We start from the raw sequence: 20,406 nt of genomic DNA, 5'->3' as shown, positions 1-20,406 counted from the left end.
TAAACTATTTTCTAAAGGTGAATATCCGGTAATAAAGGCGAACGCTTCGCTTCTCCAGCTTATTTCTGTCCTCTCTGTTCGCGTGTAAACATAGTCGCCATATACTTTGTGGGTAGGTAAAAACACCAAGAAAACTGTAATAAATCTTCAGTTTGTTTAACGGGAGTCTTCGTTTCTTCAGATTACTCCTGTACTCTCCGTTCCTGTGTAAACATACATCATAATGCACATGGGCGGAAGGAGATTTAGGCACCTGAAAGCAATATTACTTAAATGAAATCAAATTAAATCAATAAAGGGACAAGGATCTATTTTAACAGATTCTAAAGGGGATGTGGGGGAATGGTAAACTAAACCGGTCAGGTGTTACTTTGATCGCCTTTCACAGCTTGTACCGTCTCCAACGCTTGCTGCAAATCGCCGTAGACCACATTGCCAACAACAACGGTATCCGCAGCTTGAGCAGCTTGTCCTGCTTTCTCCGCTGTATCGATTCCACCGCCATAAATAAGATGTGCTCGCTCCAGTTGTCTATGCGTCTCGGCAACCAGCTCCATATTCCCAAAAGTTCCGCTGTACTCCATATATATAATGGGCAGATTCAGCAACCGTTCTCCTGCCTGAGCATAAGCAGCCGCAGCCTCTATCGTCAGTTCCGTATCTGCTCCGGTTAACCTCGCCACAGTCGAGTCCGCATGAAGAATAATATACCCTTCGGTAATCAGCAAATCCCACGGGATCAAGTAGCCATAGCGCTCGATAGCCTGCTGGTGGTGTCCAATCATCCATCTGCTGTCCATTGTGTTTAGCACCATCGGGATCAGATACCCGTCAAACCCAGGCACAACAGCCTCCAGATCGGAAACTTCCAGCACACAAGGGAGTTCATAGCGACGCACCCGGGACATCATATCTACGGTATTATCGTACGTAACACCCGATGATCCACCCACGATAATCGCATCTGTTCCAGACATGCATACCTGATCCAATGCCTCATCGGTAATTTCCCTGTCGGGATCGAGCTTAAATACGTGTCTCCACTGCTTAATCATGTCTATCAACGAACATTCCTCCAGAGGTTCTTCTGCATCCTAAAAAGCTTGTAAACTAAGTCTAAGTCAGCAGACAGTAGGTGTCAATGTTCGTATAAAAGGCGAACAGAAAAAACACAGACTTTTCACGATTGATCTTCATAAAAAGTCTGTGTCCTTGAATTTGAGGACCGATTTAAGGTTTCCAAGCAAACCTTGTATTCATCTCTTCCATTTCTTGCTCTGTCAGGACATCGGAGTACACACCATACACACCCCATTTTTCATAATTAGCTGCCTGCTGGGTATCATTAATGGTATGCACGTAGGTGACTGCTCCGGCCTTCTTTAGTTTGGCAACAAAGTTCTGGTTCACTTTATATTCCGGCATCGTTACAGCATCAATATCATTGTTCTCCACAAATTGCACAACTTGGGCTTCTGTATCCTGTGTGGCATATAACGTGTAAATGATGGAGGGGAAGTTGTAGACTTCCTTTACCTTTTCAAGCATAGGTTCATTATAAATCTGTACTACGACTCGGCTTAGAGCGGATGAATCATGTTTCCTCGCTGCATTGACCAAGGATCGTAGCACTTGCTGGATATCTTCGTCCTTCTGCTCTTTGGTATCCGTTACGATATACATATCCGGGTACTTGGATAATACATTCATAATTCCATCGGCATCCATAGGCTGGTACATGCCAAGAATCGGTGTGTTCATAAATTCATCGTGTGTAAGTGCACCAGCCTGTTTATGCTCGGGCAACTCTTCATCTTGTCCAAGCATTTTGCTCATGTTAGCCGTCCACTCATGTCTGGCTACAGCTACGCGATCCGAAGTGAGCATGAAGTCAATTTCGAAGACCCGTGTACCTTTTTCATAATTGGAAATCATGGCTTCATACGCGTTCGTATAAGGCTGGTCCCGAATACTCCCCATAGCATGCGCGATTAATCGATAGTTCGCGAATCCATCACGTCGCTCCTCACTCTGACTATCATGTGCCCAAAAGAGTGTTCCCACAGTAACGAGCAACAGTGTCAAAACAGCGGCAATACGTTTCATATCATTTACACATCCTTTGCAGACGGATTAGTTCAAAGTAGTTTGCAAGTATCAAAAAATGGTTCTTACTATATAAGTACAAACTCCGCAGTGATCAAGTATGATATGGCACAACAAAACATATAATGTCATATTTCATTTTGGTAACTAACTACCCGAATTGCACATAAGCAAAACAAAAAGCCGCCCTAAGGCAGCCATTATAAGTATCAGATAGAAAATGATTAGCAATCAACGATGATAAGATGATAGCAATTAGAGTCGGAATTTAATGCGTCTGCCCCGTATCTAGCTCATGTAAAAATGCAACCAGCGCTGTTCTCCAAGGTCGCATAGCTTGAAGCCCGTTTATACGAATTCCCATATGATCCATTACGGAATACGCCGGACGAGGGGCCGGACGAGGAAACTCGGCTGTGGTACAAGGCAATAGCTCAGCTGTCGCTCTAAACCCACTGTGAGTATTGGCTTCCTCCGCAATAGCCTGTGCAAATTCAAACCATGTACAACTTCCCGCATTGGAAGCATGATAAATACCATATTTTTCGCTTAAAGCCAGCTCAGCAATTAGACGAGCAAGATCAACTGTATAGGTAGGGGAACCCTGTTGATCATGGACAACCTGAAGCTGCGGGCGTTTTTCCATAAAGTTCAGCATCGTTTTGACAAAATTATGGCCATGACTGCCAAACACCCATGACGTGCGAATAATGAACCACCGTGTGCTCAGACTTTGAACCAGCCGTTCTCCGGCGAGCTTTGATTTGCCGTATACGCTTTGAGGATTGGTCTGATCATACTCCTGGTAGGGCGTTGTTCCGATTCCATCAAAAACATAATCGGTACTGATATAGATCAGTTTGGCGTTCACCTTCTCAGCAGCAACTGTTATATTGCGCGTGCCAACAGCGTTAATGGCAAAAGCTGTATCGATGTCTGATTCCGCCTGATCTACCGCAGTGTAAGCAGCACAATGAATAATGACATCAGGTCGGTAAACGAGAATCTGATCCATACATTGTCGCTGGTCTGTGATGTCCATCTGATCCCGGTCACAGCCCAGTACATGGTGGCCATCTGCTTCAAATGTTTTCACGACATCATGCCCCAGCTGTCCGGATGCTCCTGTTACCATCACTCGAACTTTCATGCGCCCGAATCACCCATTCGCTTTCCATACTGAAGCTTCACATAATCCTGATACGTACCGGATTGAATTCTTTCCATCCACTTCTGGTGGTTTAAATACCACGTGATTGTTTCTTTAATCCCCGTTTCAAAATGGTGCACCGGTTTCCAGCCAAGCTCTGTCTGTAGCTTTGTTGGATCAATACCGTAACGCCGATCATGTCCCAGACGGTCTTGTACGTATTGAATCAGACTCGCCGGTTTACCCAGTTGCTCCAGCACGGTCTCTACAATGTGAATATTGGTGCGTTCATTATTACCACCAATATTGTATACCTCTCCCGATTGGCCCTGATGGATAACCAGATCAATGGCACGGCAGTGATCTTCAACATACAGCCAGTCACGAATGTTTAGACCATCACCATATACAGGAATGGCTTCCTCCTTCAAAGCACGAGAGATAATGAGTGGGATAAGTTTCTCCGGAAATTGAAACGGGCCATAGTTATTGGAGCAGCGGGTAATGTTTACAGGTAAACCGAAGGTCTCATGATAAGCTCTGACGAGTAGGTCGCCTCCAGCTTTGCTTGCGGAATAAGGGCTGTTCGGTGTCAACGGTGTCTCTTCTGTAAACAGTCCTGTCGGCCCGAGTGAACCATACACTTCATCCGTCGAAACCTGTACGAACTTGGTGATCTGATATTTTTTTGCTGCATCCAGCAGTACCTGTGTACCCATAACATTCGTGCGGACAAAAACATCGGGAGCCAGAATGCTACGATCGACATGGGATTCAGCAGCGAAATTCACAACCACATCGACACCTTGAGCAAAAATGGCATCCATCTGCTGGACATCAGAGATGTCAGCCTTGATAAAGGTATGACACGGATTGGATTCAACCGACTGCAAATTTTCCAAATTTCCCGCATACGTCAACGCATCCACATTGATGATTTCGTAATTCGGATGCTCCCGTAGCATATATAAAACAAAGTTGCTGCCGATAAAGCCAGCTCCGCCGGTAACCAGTAATTTCATGCTGTCTCTCTCCCTTTGCCTCCAGATACACATCATACCTGCAAGGTCTTGTCATTTATCAAAATTCAGCTCGGCATCTTTCAGCATCGGATGCTTCTGATCTTTATCCGATAAGATCGGCTCCGTGACGGGCCAATCAATCGCAAGCGCAGGATCATTCCACAGGATGCCACGGTCATGTTCCGGTGAATAATAGGCATCCACTTTGTAAACGACCTGTGTACGTGGCGTCAGCGTACAGAAACCATGAGCAAACCCTTGGGGAACTAACAGCTGACGCTGATTATGCTCACTGAGTATGACGCCCTTCCATTGCCCAAAGGTGGGCGACTGTCTACGTATATCTACAATCACGTCATAAATGGCCCCCGATATCACTCTCACCAGCTTCGTCTGTGCTTTTGGATGAAGTTGATAATGAAGTCCTCGTAGGATACCCGCTTCAGCTGACAAGGATTGATTATCCTGAATAAAGGTATGATGTATCCCATGTTCCAGCAGCATCTGCTCATTATAACTTTCCATGAAAAATCCGCGGTTATCTCCGTATATCTTCGGTTCAAGTATCGCTGCATCCTTCATAAATAGCGGAATTATTCTCATGCTCTCCCCCCGCTCTGCTTTTGACAGTATTTCTTCATTTTGATTATGTATATGTGAGTTGCCCCCCAAGTGTTTGTTCATTTGCCTCTGTCATTACACGTGCAAAAACCCAGCCGACTCGTCTTACGTCGGCTGGGCTGGGATGAACAGACTTGCATATAATATGAACTATACACCACAAAATACAATATTAATGTATAAAGTATAGAAATAAACCTCTGGTTCAATTATCGTTTCCCAACAATGTCTTCCAGATACTTCAGCAAATTCTCCCTCAAATCAGGATGCTGGAGTGCATAGTGGATGGAAGTTTCGATAAAACCTAACTTCTCGCCCACATCGTGGCGCAAGCCATCAAAATGATACGCAAGGATCTGTCTTTGCTCACTCAAACGTGACAAGGCATCGGTCAGCTGAATCTCTCCGCCGACACCCGCGGACTGTCTGCCCAATATCTCAAAAATGTCGGGAGTAAGAATATAACGACCCATAATCGCCAGATTCGATGGGGAATCGTCTGTTTTCGGCTTTTCAATCAAACGATGCGCTCTGAAGACACGTTCATCCGTACGAGTTAGCAACTCCCCATCGATAATACCGTATCGGGATACCTCACTCCAATCGACAGGTTGCACACCGACGATCGGGGACTGCAATTCGTCATAGACTTCAATCATCTGTTGCAAGCATGGGTGATCTGCTTCTACAATATCGTCCCCAAGCAGGACGGCAAACGGTTCATTACCAATAAACTTGCGGGCACACCAGATTGCGTGACCAAGTCCTTTCGGTTCCTTTTGCCGGATATAATGGATGTCAGCCATCTCGGAAGGTTTACGCACTTCGTTCAGCAGATCCCACTTTTGTTTATCTGCAAGATTCTGTTCAAGTTCAAAGGAATAATCAAAGTGGTCCTCGATTGCCCGTTTCCCTTTCCCTGTCACGATAATAATATCTTCAATGCCCGAGGCCACGGCTTCTTCAATGATATATTGAATGGTCGGCTTGTCCACGATAGGCAGCATTTCTTTCGGCATGGCCTTAGTGGCAGGCAGGAACCGGGTTCCCAGTCCGGCGGCTGGAATAATCGCTTTGCGAATACGTATAGGAAACACTCCTTTGGATGGATCAAAATAGTTTAGGGGTGATACGATTAATAAGTTAGTTAAATTGCGCTTTTCTCTATACATTACCACAGTTTATTGACAAGCGTTGTATAAAAATCAAGTTTGCTCTACACCATTAACAACTCGCGAATATCCTGCTCAGATAATGTGGTTGATTCTCCATCGCCTGGTTCAATGACCTCAGCAATCAAGTCCTTTTTCCGCTGTTGTAACTCTAAAATTTTCTCTTCAATCGTGCCCTCCGTCACAAGACGAATTACCTGCACAACTTGTTTCTGCCCCATACGATGAGCTCGTCCAATCGCCTGTTCCTCCACCGCGGGATTCCACCACAAATCATATAATATGACGGTATCCGCTCCCGTAAGGTTCAGTCCGGTTCCACCAGCCTTGAGCGAGATCAGAAACAGTTCAGCTTCTCCCTCATTAAATCTGCGGCACATGTCTACACGGCTCTGGGCAGGAGTTTGTCCATCCAGATAAAACAAGCTGTTCCCTTGTGCCGAAAGGGTCTGACGAATCAGATTAAGCATACTTGCAAACTGGGAGAAAATCAGAATACGTTTGCCAGCAGCCAAACAGTCTTGGATTGTCTCGAGCAGTTGCTGCATTTTCCCGGAATCCCCTTGATATCCATCTACAAAAAGTGCAGGGTGACAGCATAACTGGCGCAGACGCGTAATACCTGCCAAAATTTTGATCCGATTTTTTTGGAAACCGTTATCTTCCATGTCCTTTGTGGTTTCATCCTGAAGCTGAGACAGATAAGCGGCGTAAAGCTTTTTCTGTTCGACCGTCAGCTCCGAGCGTTGCACCGTCTCAATCCGATCTGGCAGTTCTTCCAATACATCCTTCTTCAAGCGACGGAGAATGAACGGACGTACCATGCGCGAGATACGTTCCGGCGGCAAGTCACGAAATCTTCTGTAGCTTGGGAACAAACCTGGAAATACGGCTTCAAAAATAGACCACAGTTCATCCAGTGAATTCTCCACGGGTGTACCTGTCAGGGCAAAGCGGCGCGGTGCCTGAATCTGTTTGACTGCCTGTGCCGTCTGGGACGATGCATTTTTGATCGCCTGTGCCTCGTCCAGAATCAAGGTGTGGAAGGTTCTTCCCAGATACGTATCCAGATCACGTCGTAGCAAGGGATACGATGTCACAATTACATCTGCCTTGTCCATATCCGCCAGCATGCTGGCACGTTCATCCTTCTGTCCTGCAGCGATTAAGACGTTCAGGTGCGGAGCAAACCGTGCAAACTCGTTGGCCCAGTTGTAAGTCAATGAAGCAGGCGCAACAACCAGTATCGGCGGATGTGTCATTCGCGTACGAATGGTCAGTCCGTCTTGGTGGGAGGTGTGCCAGGCAGTATTGACCAAGTAAGCCTGCTGAGACTCATTCATGATCCAATCATTAGAGATGTTGTTGTCTGTATCAGCCGGTAGCCCTGCCTCTTGTCCCTGCTCATACACGGGTCTCTCCTGTAATGAAGCTGTGATGTAGGCGATGCTTTGTAGCGTCTTGCCCAGTCCCATATCATCCGCCAGAATGCCGCCAAACCGGTAATGTGCGAGCGTTCTAAGCCACTGATATCCGCTTGCCTGGTAATCACGCAGCACGGGCGCCAGCGTCTGAGGTAACGGAAAGTCCATCCGGTCCGGATCACGCAGATCATCTAGGAAACGTTTGAGCGATCCTCCCCATTTCACATGACCCGAAACCACATCTCTGCCCGGAAGTTGCAACGCTCTCACGGCAGGCAACCGGATATGGCTGCTCTGGATATCCTTTGCTTCCAGTCCAAGCGCGTCAGCCATGTGAGCGAAGCTGCTCGCGCCATCATTTTCAAGTGACAGAAAGACACCGCTTCGCAGGCGGAAGAAAGCTTTCTTTTCCACAATGCTGCGCATCAGTTCTTGCAACTCTTGCTCGTCGACTCCCTCCATCTCGAAGGAAATCTCCAGCCAGTCCAGTCCTTTTCCCAGATCAGCACGAACCTTCGGCGGTACCGGATACGTTGGCATCATCGCTTTCACAGCATTCGGCATATAGATATCGGCCAGCTTCTCAAACTCAGGCAACAGGTGATACATCACATCATAGATGGCGTCCTCACGCTCGCTTGCCCAGACACTCCCCTCACGCTCCAGAAAAGAACGATCCAGTCTCTCGATGAGATTGCGTTCCTTGAAGCGGTCACGGATCAAGATGACTTTCTTTTCTTCCTCGTTAATTAAATACTCTGCCAGCGGGTTAATGACCATGACGCCATAATCGAATTCCAGACGTGCTGTAATGCGTTCCCGGTAAAAGTCGATATACAGTTTCGGTGACAACTCGGGTTCGGCAATCTGTTCGCGCACATGGGAATCAATCGACAGATGCCCCAATGTCCGCAGTTCCGGTACAACATGCTGCACAAACTCATCCACCTGCTGTGACGAGATATCAATGCTTTCTTTAATGCCGTAGGATGTGAGCGCACGGTTCAGGTCCTCCAGACTTCTCATCTGCGTCGGTTCTAACATATAGAACTGCCCCTCGACGACTGCCGCATCATATGCCGGAAGCAGAATCAACTCACGCAGTCCTGACACCTCCAGCTGATACCCTTCATTCGCCCCCTCTGCGATCCGGTAAAATAGAGGCAATGCTCCCTCGCTTAGGGTTAACGGACCGTTTGCCAGGCCTGTGCCCTCCATACGGCTATCCGCTTGCATAAGCAACTCCAGCAGTGGCTTCCAGACAATTGGAGCGATCAGGATATCGCGACCGTCCGAAGCACCCAGATAACCGGAAATCGATTCACGGTATGCCTCTTCACTCTGTCTCATACGAATGAGCATGGAAAGGATAGCCTGATCTTCCGCCCGAAACACATGTAGCAGCGGATCATAATGAAACAGCTTGGTGAAGGACATGGGCTCGCCCTTTTCAATACAGTTCAGGAACTGCTTAACCTTCTGCACGACATAGAGCCGTTTGTTGCCCACTTTTAATTCAAGCGCCAGCTTGGCTCCACCTTTATGCACATGTACCAGCTTGCAGATGAACTGTACCTGTAATTCTTCTCGTAGCATAGAGCGGGTAACCGGTGCTGTGTATTTTGACTCCCGTTCATGCGGCAATCTGCGATCCTTCGCAAACATGGATAAAATCTGGTCTGCCGTACGGTAGGACGGTTTATCCGCTGATCGGCCCCAGCCTGAGGCTGAACTCGGACGACCTGCCTGTGCAAAAGGAGAAGGGGACAACGACTGCGGCTTATGCTGCTGTGATTGATGAAGTTGATGAGGTTGCTCCAGTTGCTGCGATTGCTGACCTTGTGCAGTAGATATTAAATCTGAATAAGGCCGTTCCCATTTCTCTTCTTCGACCAGTGTGCCCACTTTTGACGGTGTCCCTCTGCCACTGGATGGCTCTGGCATGTCCTCACGTTCATGAATAACAAGCAGAACAGCCGCGATATGTTTGCAGTAGTCATAATAGTTGCCGTACGCCGGGCAGTTGCAATGCGCTTCAATCTCTCCCGCATCGTCCAGGTCTACCTTTACTTCGTAGGCTTTCGTCCCCCGAACAACAGCTTGATAATGACGTCCGTCTTCACTCACAGCCAGCTTACCAATCCTGCCAGACTGTTGATATTCTTCACCGTGTTTGAATGCCGTGACCCCGCACAGCAATTTGATATCCATCATCGTAAATGGAGCCACGCTTCACACCTCCTTGGTTGCCGATGCCGCTTTTATAGAAAAAACCCCAAGAGCTCCGTAAAGCAGAGATTGGGGTTGCTTATTATTTCACCAGTTGGCCGCGTGTAACGCCCAATTGGTTCGTTGCTTTCAGGGTTTTCCATACTTGTGTTCCGCTGATCTCGCCGCGTAGTGCACGGTTGTACAGGTCGATAACTTCCTTCACCTGCTCCGGTGTCTCTTCCAGGAACTCTACCCGGTAACGGGATACACCCAGATCCATAAAGTTAGTCAGATACTCTGCACCAGACTGTTCTACGGCATTATATACCGTGTTACGGCAGCCTTCATCCACACGTACCGGGTGAGACATCCCAATTCGGTCTTGCAGGGATGCCCGTTTTTCTTCGCAAGGACGTCCGCAGTTCGTATAGTCGGTGCCTTCACTCATAAACGTACAGTACACGCAGTGCTCCGTGTGGAACATCGGCAGATGCTGATGGATAACCACTTCGGTCTGACTTGTACGGGAGTTACCGAGCAGATCAACCATCTGCTGAATGTTCAGGTCATACGACGGCGTGATCCAGTCGCACCCTGCTTCCAGGAACAATTCCACTGCCTTGTGGTTGGCGATGTTCAAAGAGAAGTCACCAATCAGCTGTGGATGCTTCGCGTCCGGATTCATTCTACGGTGACGCAAGTAGAAGTAAAGCGCACCTGTATTGCGAACGAGTACCGCATCCGGCTCCAAACGCAAAATATTGTTGTGATAGCCGTTTTCGCCAGGCATATGAATACGCGGCGTAGCCAGCGCAATTTTGCGGCCTGCGGCATGTACGGCTTCCACGGCTGCTGGGAATTGCTTGATGAACTCGAAGTCGGCGTAGATCATGCCGACGCCGGCTTCCAGCGCTGCCTCCACTTGTGGCAGGCTACGGCACAGCGCGGTCAGCTCTGCTTGACCGCGAGCCACTGGCGATGCCGGTTGTACCGCGTCGCCGTACACGTCCACCGCCCGTTTCACGTAGACGGGCGGTTTCGGGCGCTCGCCCGCGAGTTGTTCGACCGCCTGACGGCGAATATTGTTCAACTCGCGCATCGGGATGATGACGTCACCGTGCAGATTGACGTCCAGATCCTCAAGCTGGAACACGGTGCCGCCGAGACGTCCGAATTGCTCCTCAAGCAATTCATGAGTCATCGGACGTTTCTGGGCAATGTCCAGTTCCATCTCCGAATCCACGCGCACGGTCGTTCCTTTTTGCACGTCGGTCCACCACGTGCTGAGCGGCTGGCCCGGGCTGCCGATGACTTTCACTTTGACCGGGAAGACACGGTAAGGCTTATCCGTGTCAAAGCTTTGACGCAGACGTTTGTCGAGCGCAGGGTCATTTGTTTTCCATACCTTGTCGCCCACCTTTACGCGGCGCAGATCCACATCGCTGCGGCCTGGCACGATGTCCACGATCCAGCCTTCACCGGCTTCGCCTTCGATCTTCACACCTTTGCGGCGTACATCATATACACGTCCGCCTTCTTCTTTTTTCGTTGGATCACCAGCGTCAAACACAATGCCGTCTCCACGTTTCACGGGTGCATCCAGTTTCAGCACAACACCATCACGCAGCACTTGATCTACACGACCCAGGTAAACGCCGCGGCTTTTCGGGAACGTCCCGTCTACCAGCTGTTTGTTGTTCGTGCCGTCCAGAAAACCATGTGTGAATCCACGCGAGAAGCTCTGTTGCAGCTCACGGATTTCTTCCTTGCTTGTCCGTGTATTGTCACCGTCGAAATAACGGTCAATCGCCTTGCGATATTTGCTAACTACGTTCGCCACGTACTCTGGCGTTTTGAGTCGACCTTCAATTTTGAAAGAAGTTACGCCCGCTTCAATCAATTCCGGCATGATATCAATGGCTGCCAGGTCTTTTGGAGACAACAGATATGCCACATCGCCCATCGGCTGATGAACACCATCCACCATCAGATCATATGGCAGACGGCAAGCCTGCGCACATTCCCCACGGTTCGCCGAGCGCCCGCCCCACATCTCCGAAGTCAGGCACTGACCCGAATAGGACACGCAGAGTGCACCATGCACGAATACTTCCATCGGAAGTTTCGCTTGATCACCAATCTTTTGAATCTGCTTCAGATTGTTTTCCCGTCCAAGTACGACACGCTCCATGTCAAACGGCTTCGTAAACTCTACCGCTTCAGGCGACGTAATCGTCATCTGCGTGGAACCGTGAATCGGAAAGTCCGGCGAAATCTCACGAATCATTTTGACCAGACCCAGATCCTGTACAATAACTGCATCCACACCCGCATCAACGCAAGCGTCGATGAGTTCTTTGGCATCTTTCAATTCATTTTCGAAGATCAATATATTAAAGGTCAGGAACCCTTTTACGCCATAACTGTGCAAAAACGCCATAATCTCCGGTAGCTCGTCCATACGGAAATTGTTCGCTCGTGCCCGTGCATTGAATTTTTCGACCCCGAAGAAAATCGCATCCGCCCCGTTGGCTACCGCCGAACGCATGCAATCCCAGTCCCCTGCAGGTGCCAGAAGCTCAACGTCTTCTCTTCGTATTGTTGCTGTTTTCATGTAGATCCTCCCCATACCGGCCTCAGCCAGTGTTCTTCCCTTGGTACCTGTATTTCGGTACGCCTGCATTGCTGTCAACGTCAAGTATCGCTATATCTATACATTATGTCTGTATTGCCTGAAATCAAGGCCTACAGTCTCTCTATTTCTCAAATCAGCAGTAATAACTCCTGAACTAGTATAGTGTACCACTTCTGCACCGACTCTTCTACGGTTTCCTGAAAAAACCGTTTGTCATTTTCATCATTTTTCCATAGAGATTTCACTCATTCTCAACATATTTACACACCTTATCCCATTCATTGTAAAATCACAGCCAAAGAAAAAAACCGGAAGGTTCTTAACCCTCCGGCAATTTCTACACATCTATTGTTATTTAATAAAAGTAAATGAGTTCACTGCTTTTTCCAGCATGGCTGCCTGCACTTGCGTGCGGTTCGCATCGTTCAGACCACTCGTGATCGTATACGTGATTCCATCCTTTTCAAACACAATCTGACGACCTGTATACGGCACACCCTTATCCACTTCATGGTACGTGAAGGAGAATGCCGGTACACCTGCAAAGGTCAGTTGCTCGCTGCGGATCAGATTGAAGCTTTTTCGCGTTTTGGCTGCCTCTGCATAGGCCTCTCTCAGCTGACTAACCGTCATCTCAATTGACTTGTCCTCTGTAGCTGCAATGGAGAAGTTGCCACCCGTGAAGGTATAAACGACAGGTGAGCTTTCAAACCGATCACTATACGGCGTCCAGTAGCGCGGTATATCCACGCTGTAATGATAGTTTTTGGACGTACGCGTGATCGTTTTCATTTTATCTGTCAGATATGGATCTTCATCCAGCTGACCGAAATTATCTTTTACCGTGTCAAAATCAATCTCTACACTCTTCATAATTCGTTCAAACCATGCTCGGTCTGCGGCCTGTCCTTCAGGGAACGTATACTCCGCGTAGTAACGATACCCGTTCTTCTGCAAAAGCACATCAAATTCCGTCTGCCATCCTGACCCGAAGTTATAACGGAATTCATTCACCTCGGCAGTTTCGCCAGAGATTTCCGTTGTAAATGAACCAATCTGCTGATAACTCTCAGTTGTAAAGGTTTCACGCATCCACTTCTCGAGCTGATCACTCCAGTCCTTCACCGTTGCACCGGACTTGGCTGAAGTCACTCGAAGTTGCAAATAAGCACCGTCTTTATCTTCATAAACCATATTATTATTGTCCATGAACCAGCCCGCTGGAACTTTTAATTCAATTCCGTAATCATCATTCCATGCCGCACGCATGTCGTCCTCCACCGTGGAAAGATCCTTAATAGTTCGATCTGACTGCGAATAGCTTGGTTCAAAAGAGTTGAGCAATGAAGCATGTTTGCCCAGATCTTTATAATTAATCGCCTCATAATCCGCCAAGTAGACATCATATTGACGACCGTCATGAATGTACTGGCGTAACTCCCATAACACGCCATCCGCATCTTTGACGACAACTCTTGCATAAGGATTATTCCCTTTAGATACCGCTTCACGGTCCAGTACCGTATCTCCTGCCTGTTTAGCCACCTGCACGAGTTGTGTCAGCAAGTCATCCGCATCCAGTACCACATTCTGGTCACTCACATACACTTCGAGAAAATAACTTTCATCCGTAGCGCCAAAGGTCATCATGCGTTCCTGTTCATTCGTTTGCAACACCAGAAGATCGGCTGGATAATGAATCGACCAGCCATAATAGCTGTTGCCAATTCTCGTTTTCCCTTTGTCCAGATCAATTCCGTCCTCATCCACGCTCTCACTCGTTTGAAGCAAACGTACGACGATCTCGCCCGAGCTATTCGGCGCAAGCGTTGCACCGATCCCTACCGCAACCGGGCGAAGAGGAACCATTAACACACCATTCACCATCTTGGGTGCAGTCCCCATCTCCACTTTGGCTCCGTCAATCCAGGCGATAGAACTGTCTATTCTCAAGGCCACAACGTGCGGACCTTCCTTGATTTTGATGACATCATTTTTTTCCAGTCGCACTTCACTGCCAAAAGCTTTTTTGAATACGCCGACAGGCACCAATGTCACGCCTTTAACTGTGAGGGGTTTCGTGATGTTTTGTTTTTTGCCATTCATAAAAGCACTTGTACTCCCTGCTTTGACACGCAGCTCATTGGTGATCAAATCATCAGCTGCCCATACTGGCAGAGCTGTGATTGCCAGCAACATCCCCGCTAATACACCCGTGCTTAGCACGCGTAACCATGACTTCTTCATTCCGTTCATTCGTCCTCTCTCAATTCGGGTTGCTTGCCGGGCTTTATTGTTCTTCATTCGTCAGAAGCGAATCATCGGACTGTTCCTCAAGAGAAGCTCGATCCACAAGTGTTAAAGTGCGGGTAACGATGTCTCCGTCCGTTTGCACCAGCAGCTTTACCTTTTGTCCAGGTAAGTAGGCTTTGAGCAGCTCATTGATATCAACTACCGAAGATACACGTTTGCCCGCAACGCTGTAGATGGCATCCCCTTCCTTGATTTTGGCTTTCTTCGCTTCCGGACTCAGTACGCTTGTAACCGTCAACGGATCTTCCGCAGGCAGACCTACAATGGCCGACCAGCTCTCTTCCAGCTGTAATCCGAGACTCGCCCGTTTGATCGTTCCATATTTAAAAAATTGATTGACGACAAAGTTCACGGTGTCTACAGGAATAGAGAACCCCATGCTTTCAATGCCCACTGCGGAGAATTTCATGGAGTTAATACCGACGACTTCTCCCTTCAAGTTCACAAGCGGCCCTCCGCTGTTGCCGGGATTAATCGCAGTATCTGTTTGAATTAAGCGGTAGGACGCTTCCACCCCACGGTTCAAACCACTGATCACGCCAACCGTAGCTGAGTTACGCAACGAAAAGGAGATCGGCGTACCAATCGCAATCACCGTCTCACCCACAACCGCTTGCGAAGCTTTGGCAAAGACCGCCGGTTTGAGTGCTTTGGCGTTGATTTTAATCAGTGCAAGATCACTTAACGGATCGCTGTATGTTTCTGTAATGTTATATGTATTCCCATCCGTTGTGACAACGACCGGATCAACCAACTGATCCACCACGTGAGCGTTCGTCACAATCCATCCATTAGCGCGAATGATAACGCCTGTGCCATGTGCCAGATTATAACGATCGTTTACCGATCCGTTCTGGTTTTCCGTCGTTTTACCTATAATCCCCACCACAGACGGAGACGCTTTCTCAATCACTTTGGGAATGGCTTCGCTTCCCTTATACGTATACGTTCCTGATTTGGCATCGTATTGTCCACTGCCGCCGAACATCATCAGCAGATCTTTGGTATTCACATACACCTGGCCGTCGATCACCTTGGCTTGCATGCCTGTCTTGGATGCTGCTGCGCCAGCCGTCGCTGCCATCACACCGATGGAGAGCACAACAACCATCATCATGGCTGTTGCCCGTTTTACTAACCTTTTCATGACTTCACCTGACCCTCTCTACTCTAAACATCCTTCTTGCGCGACTGGACAGCCGATTCTTGGCCGAATCTATCTTCTCTCTCATCTGCAATATCGGTATCCATCAATGTATCATACAAATTCTGGCTGTACAATCGTTTTAATTTTCGCTATTTTTCGACACAATCAGACTCTCTCATCTTATTTCCTTCGGAGAATACAGGCATGAAAAAACACCTTCCATATTCATCATGGAAAGTGTTCGAAGAGACTATTGCATGGTCTTATTTCTTTGCATCTTAATTTTACTATTAACCAAACCAACCTGTGATCATCGCGTAGTCTGTCATCAAAAATACCAGCAGACTGACAACTGTAAACCCGATAGCAAACAAATTTTTCTTCGGTGCCCGAAGGAGCCGAACCAATCCGATAAAAATCAGGATCGTAAACAAGATCACAAAAATATCAAATGCATTAAAATTCGATGTACTCGCTGTGGCAGCCTCTGCAAGCAGCATGGATAGACAGACCTCCTCACCATAGTTGAACAACCAACACATACCCTAAACTCTTCCTCTATGTTATCTGTACCCTGTTAGTAATGCAAGCCCTATCATCCAGAAAAATGAAAAAAATCCAGATTGACCGATTTGCTCGCAAAAGCTTATCCAGTCTAATATGTAAACACTTTCATTAAACATTCTTATTAACAGCTAACGGAAGGTAGACACAGAGAGCAGACAACATGTAAAAGGTCGTAGGAGTCCGGCAGGTGACATACCCAGCCACAATTATGGATAAACAGCACGATGTAGAACTAAGTAGATCCACGCGGTTTATGTGGTTCATGTAGTTCATTTATAGTTCATGGAGTTCCAAGAAGTTCCGGCAATGGAGAGCAGTTCTAAAAAGTTACCATGTAAGCACCATACTCTAACGATCACCACAGACCTTATTAGGACGATTATCAGCCGTTTCAAAATCTAACGATCATGAGAAACGCTATTTCACTCAAAATCGTCAAAAAACAGTCTAGTTCTCGCTTTTTCGATGAAATAACGTCGTCGGTGATTGTTAGAATTCTGATTTATCCGATTTTGCTCAAATAAACTCACCTGAGATCGTTAGATACTTAGCGCAATAATTCATACAGTTAACACACTAACTTAGACTCCTTAATGCCTCTCAAAGCTTCTTAATGCTTCTCAACCCCCCTCACTTTTAATAGTACTTCTTACTCCTCCTCCCCAATATAGTTACAAATTTCGTGGACTCGCCTTACCTTTTTTAAGTACACATTTCACCTTCCCTCAAACGATTCTCTACTTTTTAACATCACAAAAAAACCTTCCTCACCGCGGAAAAGAGGGCGGACTATCATCCACAGCCTATTTCCCACGGCAAAGAGGGCTTGCATTTTAAAGTAATTCAAGTTTATAGATTTGCTATGCTCTTACCCTTCCCCTTACTCTAACTACTCCGCCAGTTGCAGAGCTCTGCTCCGCTCTGTATCGCGCTCCAGTACAGGTTTTAGATACTTACCCGTATAGGATTCCTGCACTTTAATAATATCCTCTGGTGTTCCTGTTGCTACAATTGTACCGCCGCCGCTTCCACCTTCTGGACCCAGGTCAACAATATAATCGGCTGTTTTGATGACATCCAGATTATGCTCAATGACAAGCACAGACTCTCCTGAATCGACGAGGCGATGCAAGACGTTCAGCAGTCGGTCGATATCATCGACGTGCAGACCAGTCGTAGGCTCATCCAGAATATAGATCGTCTTGCCAGTACTACGGCGATACAGCTCGGAAGCAAGCTTCACACGCTGTGCTTCACCACCGGACAGTGTTGTTGCTGGTTGACCGAGATTGATGTAACCAAGGCCTACATCAAGCAACGTTTGCATTTTGCGATGAATTTTCGGAATGTTCTCGAAAAACTGAGTTGCATCCTCCACTGTCATTTCAAGCACATCTGCAATATTTCTGTTTTTGTACTTCACTTCAAGTGTTTCGCGGTTGTAACGTTTGCCTTTGCAAACCTCACACGGCACATATACATCCGGCAAAAAGTGCATCTCGATTTTTATAATTCCATCTCCACGGCAGGCTTCGCAGCGTCCACCTTTGATATTAAAGCTAAACCGGCCTTTTTTATATCCGCGTACTTTTGCTTCATTGGTCTGTGCAAACAGGTCACGAATGTCGTCAAATACACCGGTATAGGTTGCCGGATTGGAACGTGGAGTTCGTCCGATCGGGGACTGATCGATATCAATCACTTTATCGATATGCTCCAGACCACGAATCTCCTTGTGTTGCCCTGGACGTACTCGTGCACGATTCAAATCACGTGCCAACGTTTTGTACAAAATTTCGTTGATCAGTGTAGATTTACCTGAACCAGACACTCCCGTTACAGCGGTAAACACACCCACCGGAATCTTTACATTCAGATTCTTCAAGTTGTTCTCTTTGGCTCCGCGCACTTCCAACCAGCGATCGCCAACACTTCGGCGTTCGGTACGAATCGGAATAAACTTCTTGCCACTGAGGTACTGACCTGTCAACGAATTCTCGTCATTCATGATCTCCTCAGGTGTACCTTGTGACATTACTGTCCCGCCGTGAATACCTGCACCTGGACCAATGTCGATAATATAGTCCGCCGCCATCATCGTATCTTCATCATGTTCGACAACGATCAATGTGTTCCCGATATCCCGCATATGTGCAAGCGTGGAGATCAAACGATCATTATCCCGTTGATGCAGTCCGATACTTGGCTCGTCCAGAATGTAGAGCACGCCCATCAGGCTGGAACCGATTTGAGTCGCTAGTCTGATCCGTTGTGCTTCACCACCGGATAACGTTCCAGCAGCACGGCTTAGCGTAAGGTAATCCAGACCTACGTTAACGAGAAAACCCAAACGGCTGTTGATTTCTTTTAAAATCAGTTTGGCAATGGTCTGTTCTTTTTCGGTCAGTTGCAGCGACTCAAAGAAACGTCCCGCTTCACCGATGGACAAACTAGTCACATAAGCCATGTTGTGGTCATTAATGGTTACGGCAAGACTCTCTCGTTTCAGACGTTGCCCTTTACATGTACCACAAGGCTTGGCACTCATGTATCCTTCAATGAACTCACGGATACCTTCTGAACCTGTTTCGCGATATCGACGCTCCAGATTATTAACGATCCCTTCGAACGTAACTAATGCTTCTTTACGCTGTCCGAAGTCATTTTCATAACGGAAACGAATTTTCTCAGACCCTGTTCCTTGCAACAGCTTGTTCATCTGATCAGCAGGTAGATCCTCTACAGGAACATCCTGAGGGATATTGAAATGTTCGCATACGGATTTGAGAAACTGCGGATAATACGTGGACGTTCCTCCTGTCCAGGCATCAAATGCTCCTTCTTCAATCGATTTACTGCGATCCGGCACAAGAAGGTCCGGGTCAACAATCATTTTGACACCCAAACCATCACAATCCGGACACGCACCAAACGGGCTATTGAATGAGAACATCCGCGGCGCAAGCTCATCAATACTGAATCCACATACCGGACAAGCAAAGTTGGAACTGAAGCGCAGTTCTTCTTCACCGATAATATCCACGAGTAGCTGCCCGCCGGACAGATTAAGTGCCGTTTCAATGGAATCTGCCAATCGAGCTTGGACATCCTCCTTCACAACGATCCGGTCAACGACAACATCGATGGTATGTTTTTTGTTTTTCTCCAGCTGGATGTCCTCCGACAGGTCACGCAATTCCCCATTAACCCGAACACGGACAAACCCCTGTTTAGATACATCGGCAAAAACGCTTTTGTGCTCCCCTTTGCGTCCCGCAACAATTGGAGCCAGAATCTGCAACCGGGTACGTTCAGGGTATTGCATGATACGATCGACCATCTGTTCTACGGTTTGGGATGTTATCTCAATCCCGTGATCCGGACAATGCGGATGACCGACACGAGCAAACAGGAGACGCAGATAATCATAAATTTCAGTAACGGTTCCTACCGTGGAACGCGGGTTACGACTTGTTGTTTTCTGATCTATTGAGATCGCAGGCGACAAACCCTCAATCGAATCGACATCCGGTTTCTCCATCTGACCTAAAAACTGACGTGCATAGGCAGACAATGATTCTACATAACGCCGTTGTCCTTCGGCATATATCGTATCAAACGCCAGCGAGGACTTGCCTGATCCGCTCAAACCAGTTAATACGACAAAGCGGTCACGCGGAATGGTAATATCGATGTTTTTCAAGTTATGCGCTCGTGCGCCTTTGATGACAATGTTCTCGCTCGCCAATGGTATTCATCCTCTCATTGCTTTTCTATTCTATATAAGTTGATTCTTTACACGTGTACACTCCAATGACAGAATAACCTTCCAATCGCTGTTATCCCCAGATTTTTTTAATTTCCACTTATTAAGGGGAAAAATCTGTTGATAAAGGCGAACGCTCCGCTTTTTCAGGTCTCTTCTGTCCTCTCCGTTTCTGTGTAAATGATTTGTTCAACTTACATATAAACCTCTTAACCAAATTCGTCATTTTTATCAGTATAGACCTGATTTTACGATTTCAACATGTCTTATTA

At 47.3% G+C, this 20,406-nt stretch carries 12 protein-coding genes; all 12 read right to left on the bottom strand.

Translation table 11 applies throughout. The features are described 5' to 3' along the window. Positions 1-359 precede the first annotated feature (359 nt). Positions 360-1,064, bottom strand: coding sequence for a heptaprenylglyceryl phosphate synthase (locus M3629_RS19585; RefSeq protein WP_251509666.1), 705 nt, complete (start codon positions 1,062-1,064; stop codon positions 360-362). 166 nt (positions 1,065-1,230) lie between these two features. Continuing rightward, complete coding sequence (locus M3629_RS19580; protein WP_251509665.1) at positions 1,231-2,106, bottom strand: phosphatidylinositol-specific phospholipase C/glycerophosphodiester phosphodiesterase family protein; 876 nt, start codon at positions 2,104-2,106, stop codon at positions 1,231-1,233. 268 nt (positions 2,107-2,374) lie between these two features. After that, on the bottom strand, positions 2,375-3,256 hold the full coding sequence (rfbD, locus tag M3629_RS19575) for a dTDP-4-dehydrorhamnose reductase (protein ID WP_251509664.1): 882 nt from the start codon (positions 3,254-3,256) through the stop codon (positions 2,375-2,377). Next, on the bottom strand, positions 3,253-4,278 hold the full coding sequence (gene rfbB, locus M3629_RS19570; RefSeq protein ID WP_251509663.1) for a dTDP-glucose 4,6-dehydratase: 1,026 nt from the start codon (positions 4,276-4,278) through the stop codon (positions 3,253-3,255). The genes rfbD and rfbB overlap by 4 nt, the downstream gene beginning before the upstream one ends. A 51-nt stretch (positions 4,279-4,329) precedes the next feature. Continuing rightward, a complete protein-coding gene (gene rfbC / locus M3629_RS19565; protein WP_251509662.1) occupies positions 4,330-4,881 on the bottom strand; it encodes a dTDP-4-dehydrorhamnose 3,5-epimerase in 552 nt (183 codons plus the stop codon). 227 nt (positions 4,882-5,108) lie between these two features. Then, the gene (gene galU / locus M3629_RS19560; protein WP_251509682.1) at positions 5,109-5,987 is read right to left on the bottom strand and encodes a UTP--glucose-1-phosphate uridylyltransferase GalU; all 879 of its coding nucleotides are present in this window, start codon (positions 5,985-5,987) and stop codon (positions 5,109-5,111) included. A 128-nt stretch (positions 5,988-6,115) separates the two neighbouring features. Next, positions 6,116-9,724, bottom strand: coding sequence for an SNF2 helicase associated domain-containing protein (locus M3629_RS19555; protein WP_251509661.1), 3,609 nt, complete (start codon positions 9,722-9,724; stop codon positions 6,116-6,118). Positions 9,725-9,806: 82 nt separating this feature from the next. Further along, the gene (locus tag M3629_RS19550; RefSeq protein ID WP_251509660.1) at positions 9,807-12,320 is read right to left on the bottom strand and encodes a U32 family peptidase; all 2,514 of its coding nucleotides are present in this window, start codon (positions 12,318-12,320) and stop codon (positions 9,807-9,809) included. Positions 12,321-12,692: 372 nt separating this feature from the next. Next, positions 12,693-14,588 carry a stalk domain-containing protein gene (locus M3629_RS19545; protein WP_251509659.1) on the bottom strand — a complete coding sequence of 632 codons (1,896 nt, stop codon included), beginning with the start codon at positions 14,586-14,588 and terminating at the stop codon, positions 12,693-12,695. A 43-nt stretch (positions 14,589-14,631) separates the two neighbouring features. Next, on the bottom strand, positions 14,632-15,801 hold the full coding sequence (locus M3629_RS19540) for a S1C family serine protease (protein WP_251509658.1): 1,170 nt from the start codon (positions 15,799-15,801) through the stop codon (positions 14,632-14,634). A gap of 290 nt (positions 15,802-16,091) precedes the next feature. Further along, the gene (locus tag M3629_RS19535; protein ID WP_090923015.1) at positions 16,092-16,301 is read right to left on the bottom strand and encodes a hypothetical protein; all 210 of its coding nucleotides are present in this window, start codon (positions 16,299-16,301) and stop codon (positions 16,092-16,094) included. Between the two features lie 956 nt (positions 16,302-17,257). Then, positions 17,258-20,116, bottom strand: coding sequence for an excinuclease ABC subunit UvrA (gene uvrA, locus M3629_RS19530; RefSeq protein WP_251509657.1), 2,859 nt, complete (start codon positions 20,114-20,116; stop codon positions 17,258-17,260). Between the last annotated feature and the right edge of the window lie 290 nt (positions 20,117-20,406).

The organism is Paenibacillus polysaccharolyticus (assembly GCF_023714295.1).
Taxonomy (GTDB): Bacteria; Bacillota; Bacilli; order Paenibacillales; family Paenibacillaceae; genus Paenibacillus; species Paenibacillus polysaccharolyticus_A.
The sequence above is the reverse complement of the archived record's forward strand: the minus strand, read 5'-3'. Positions and strand labels throughout refer to the sequence as shown.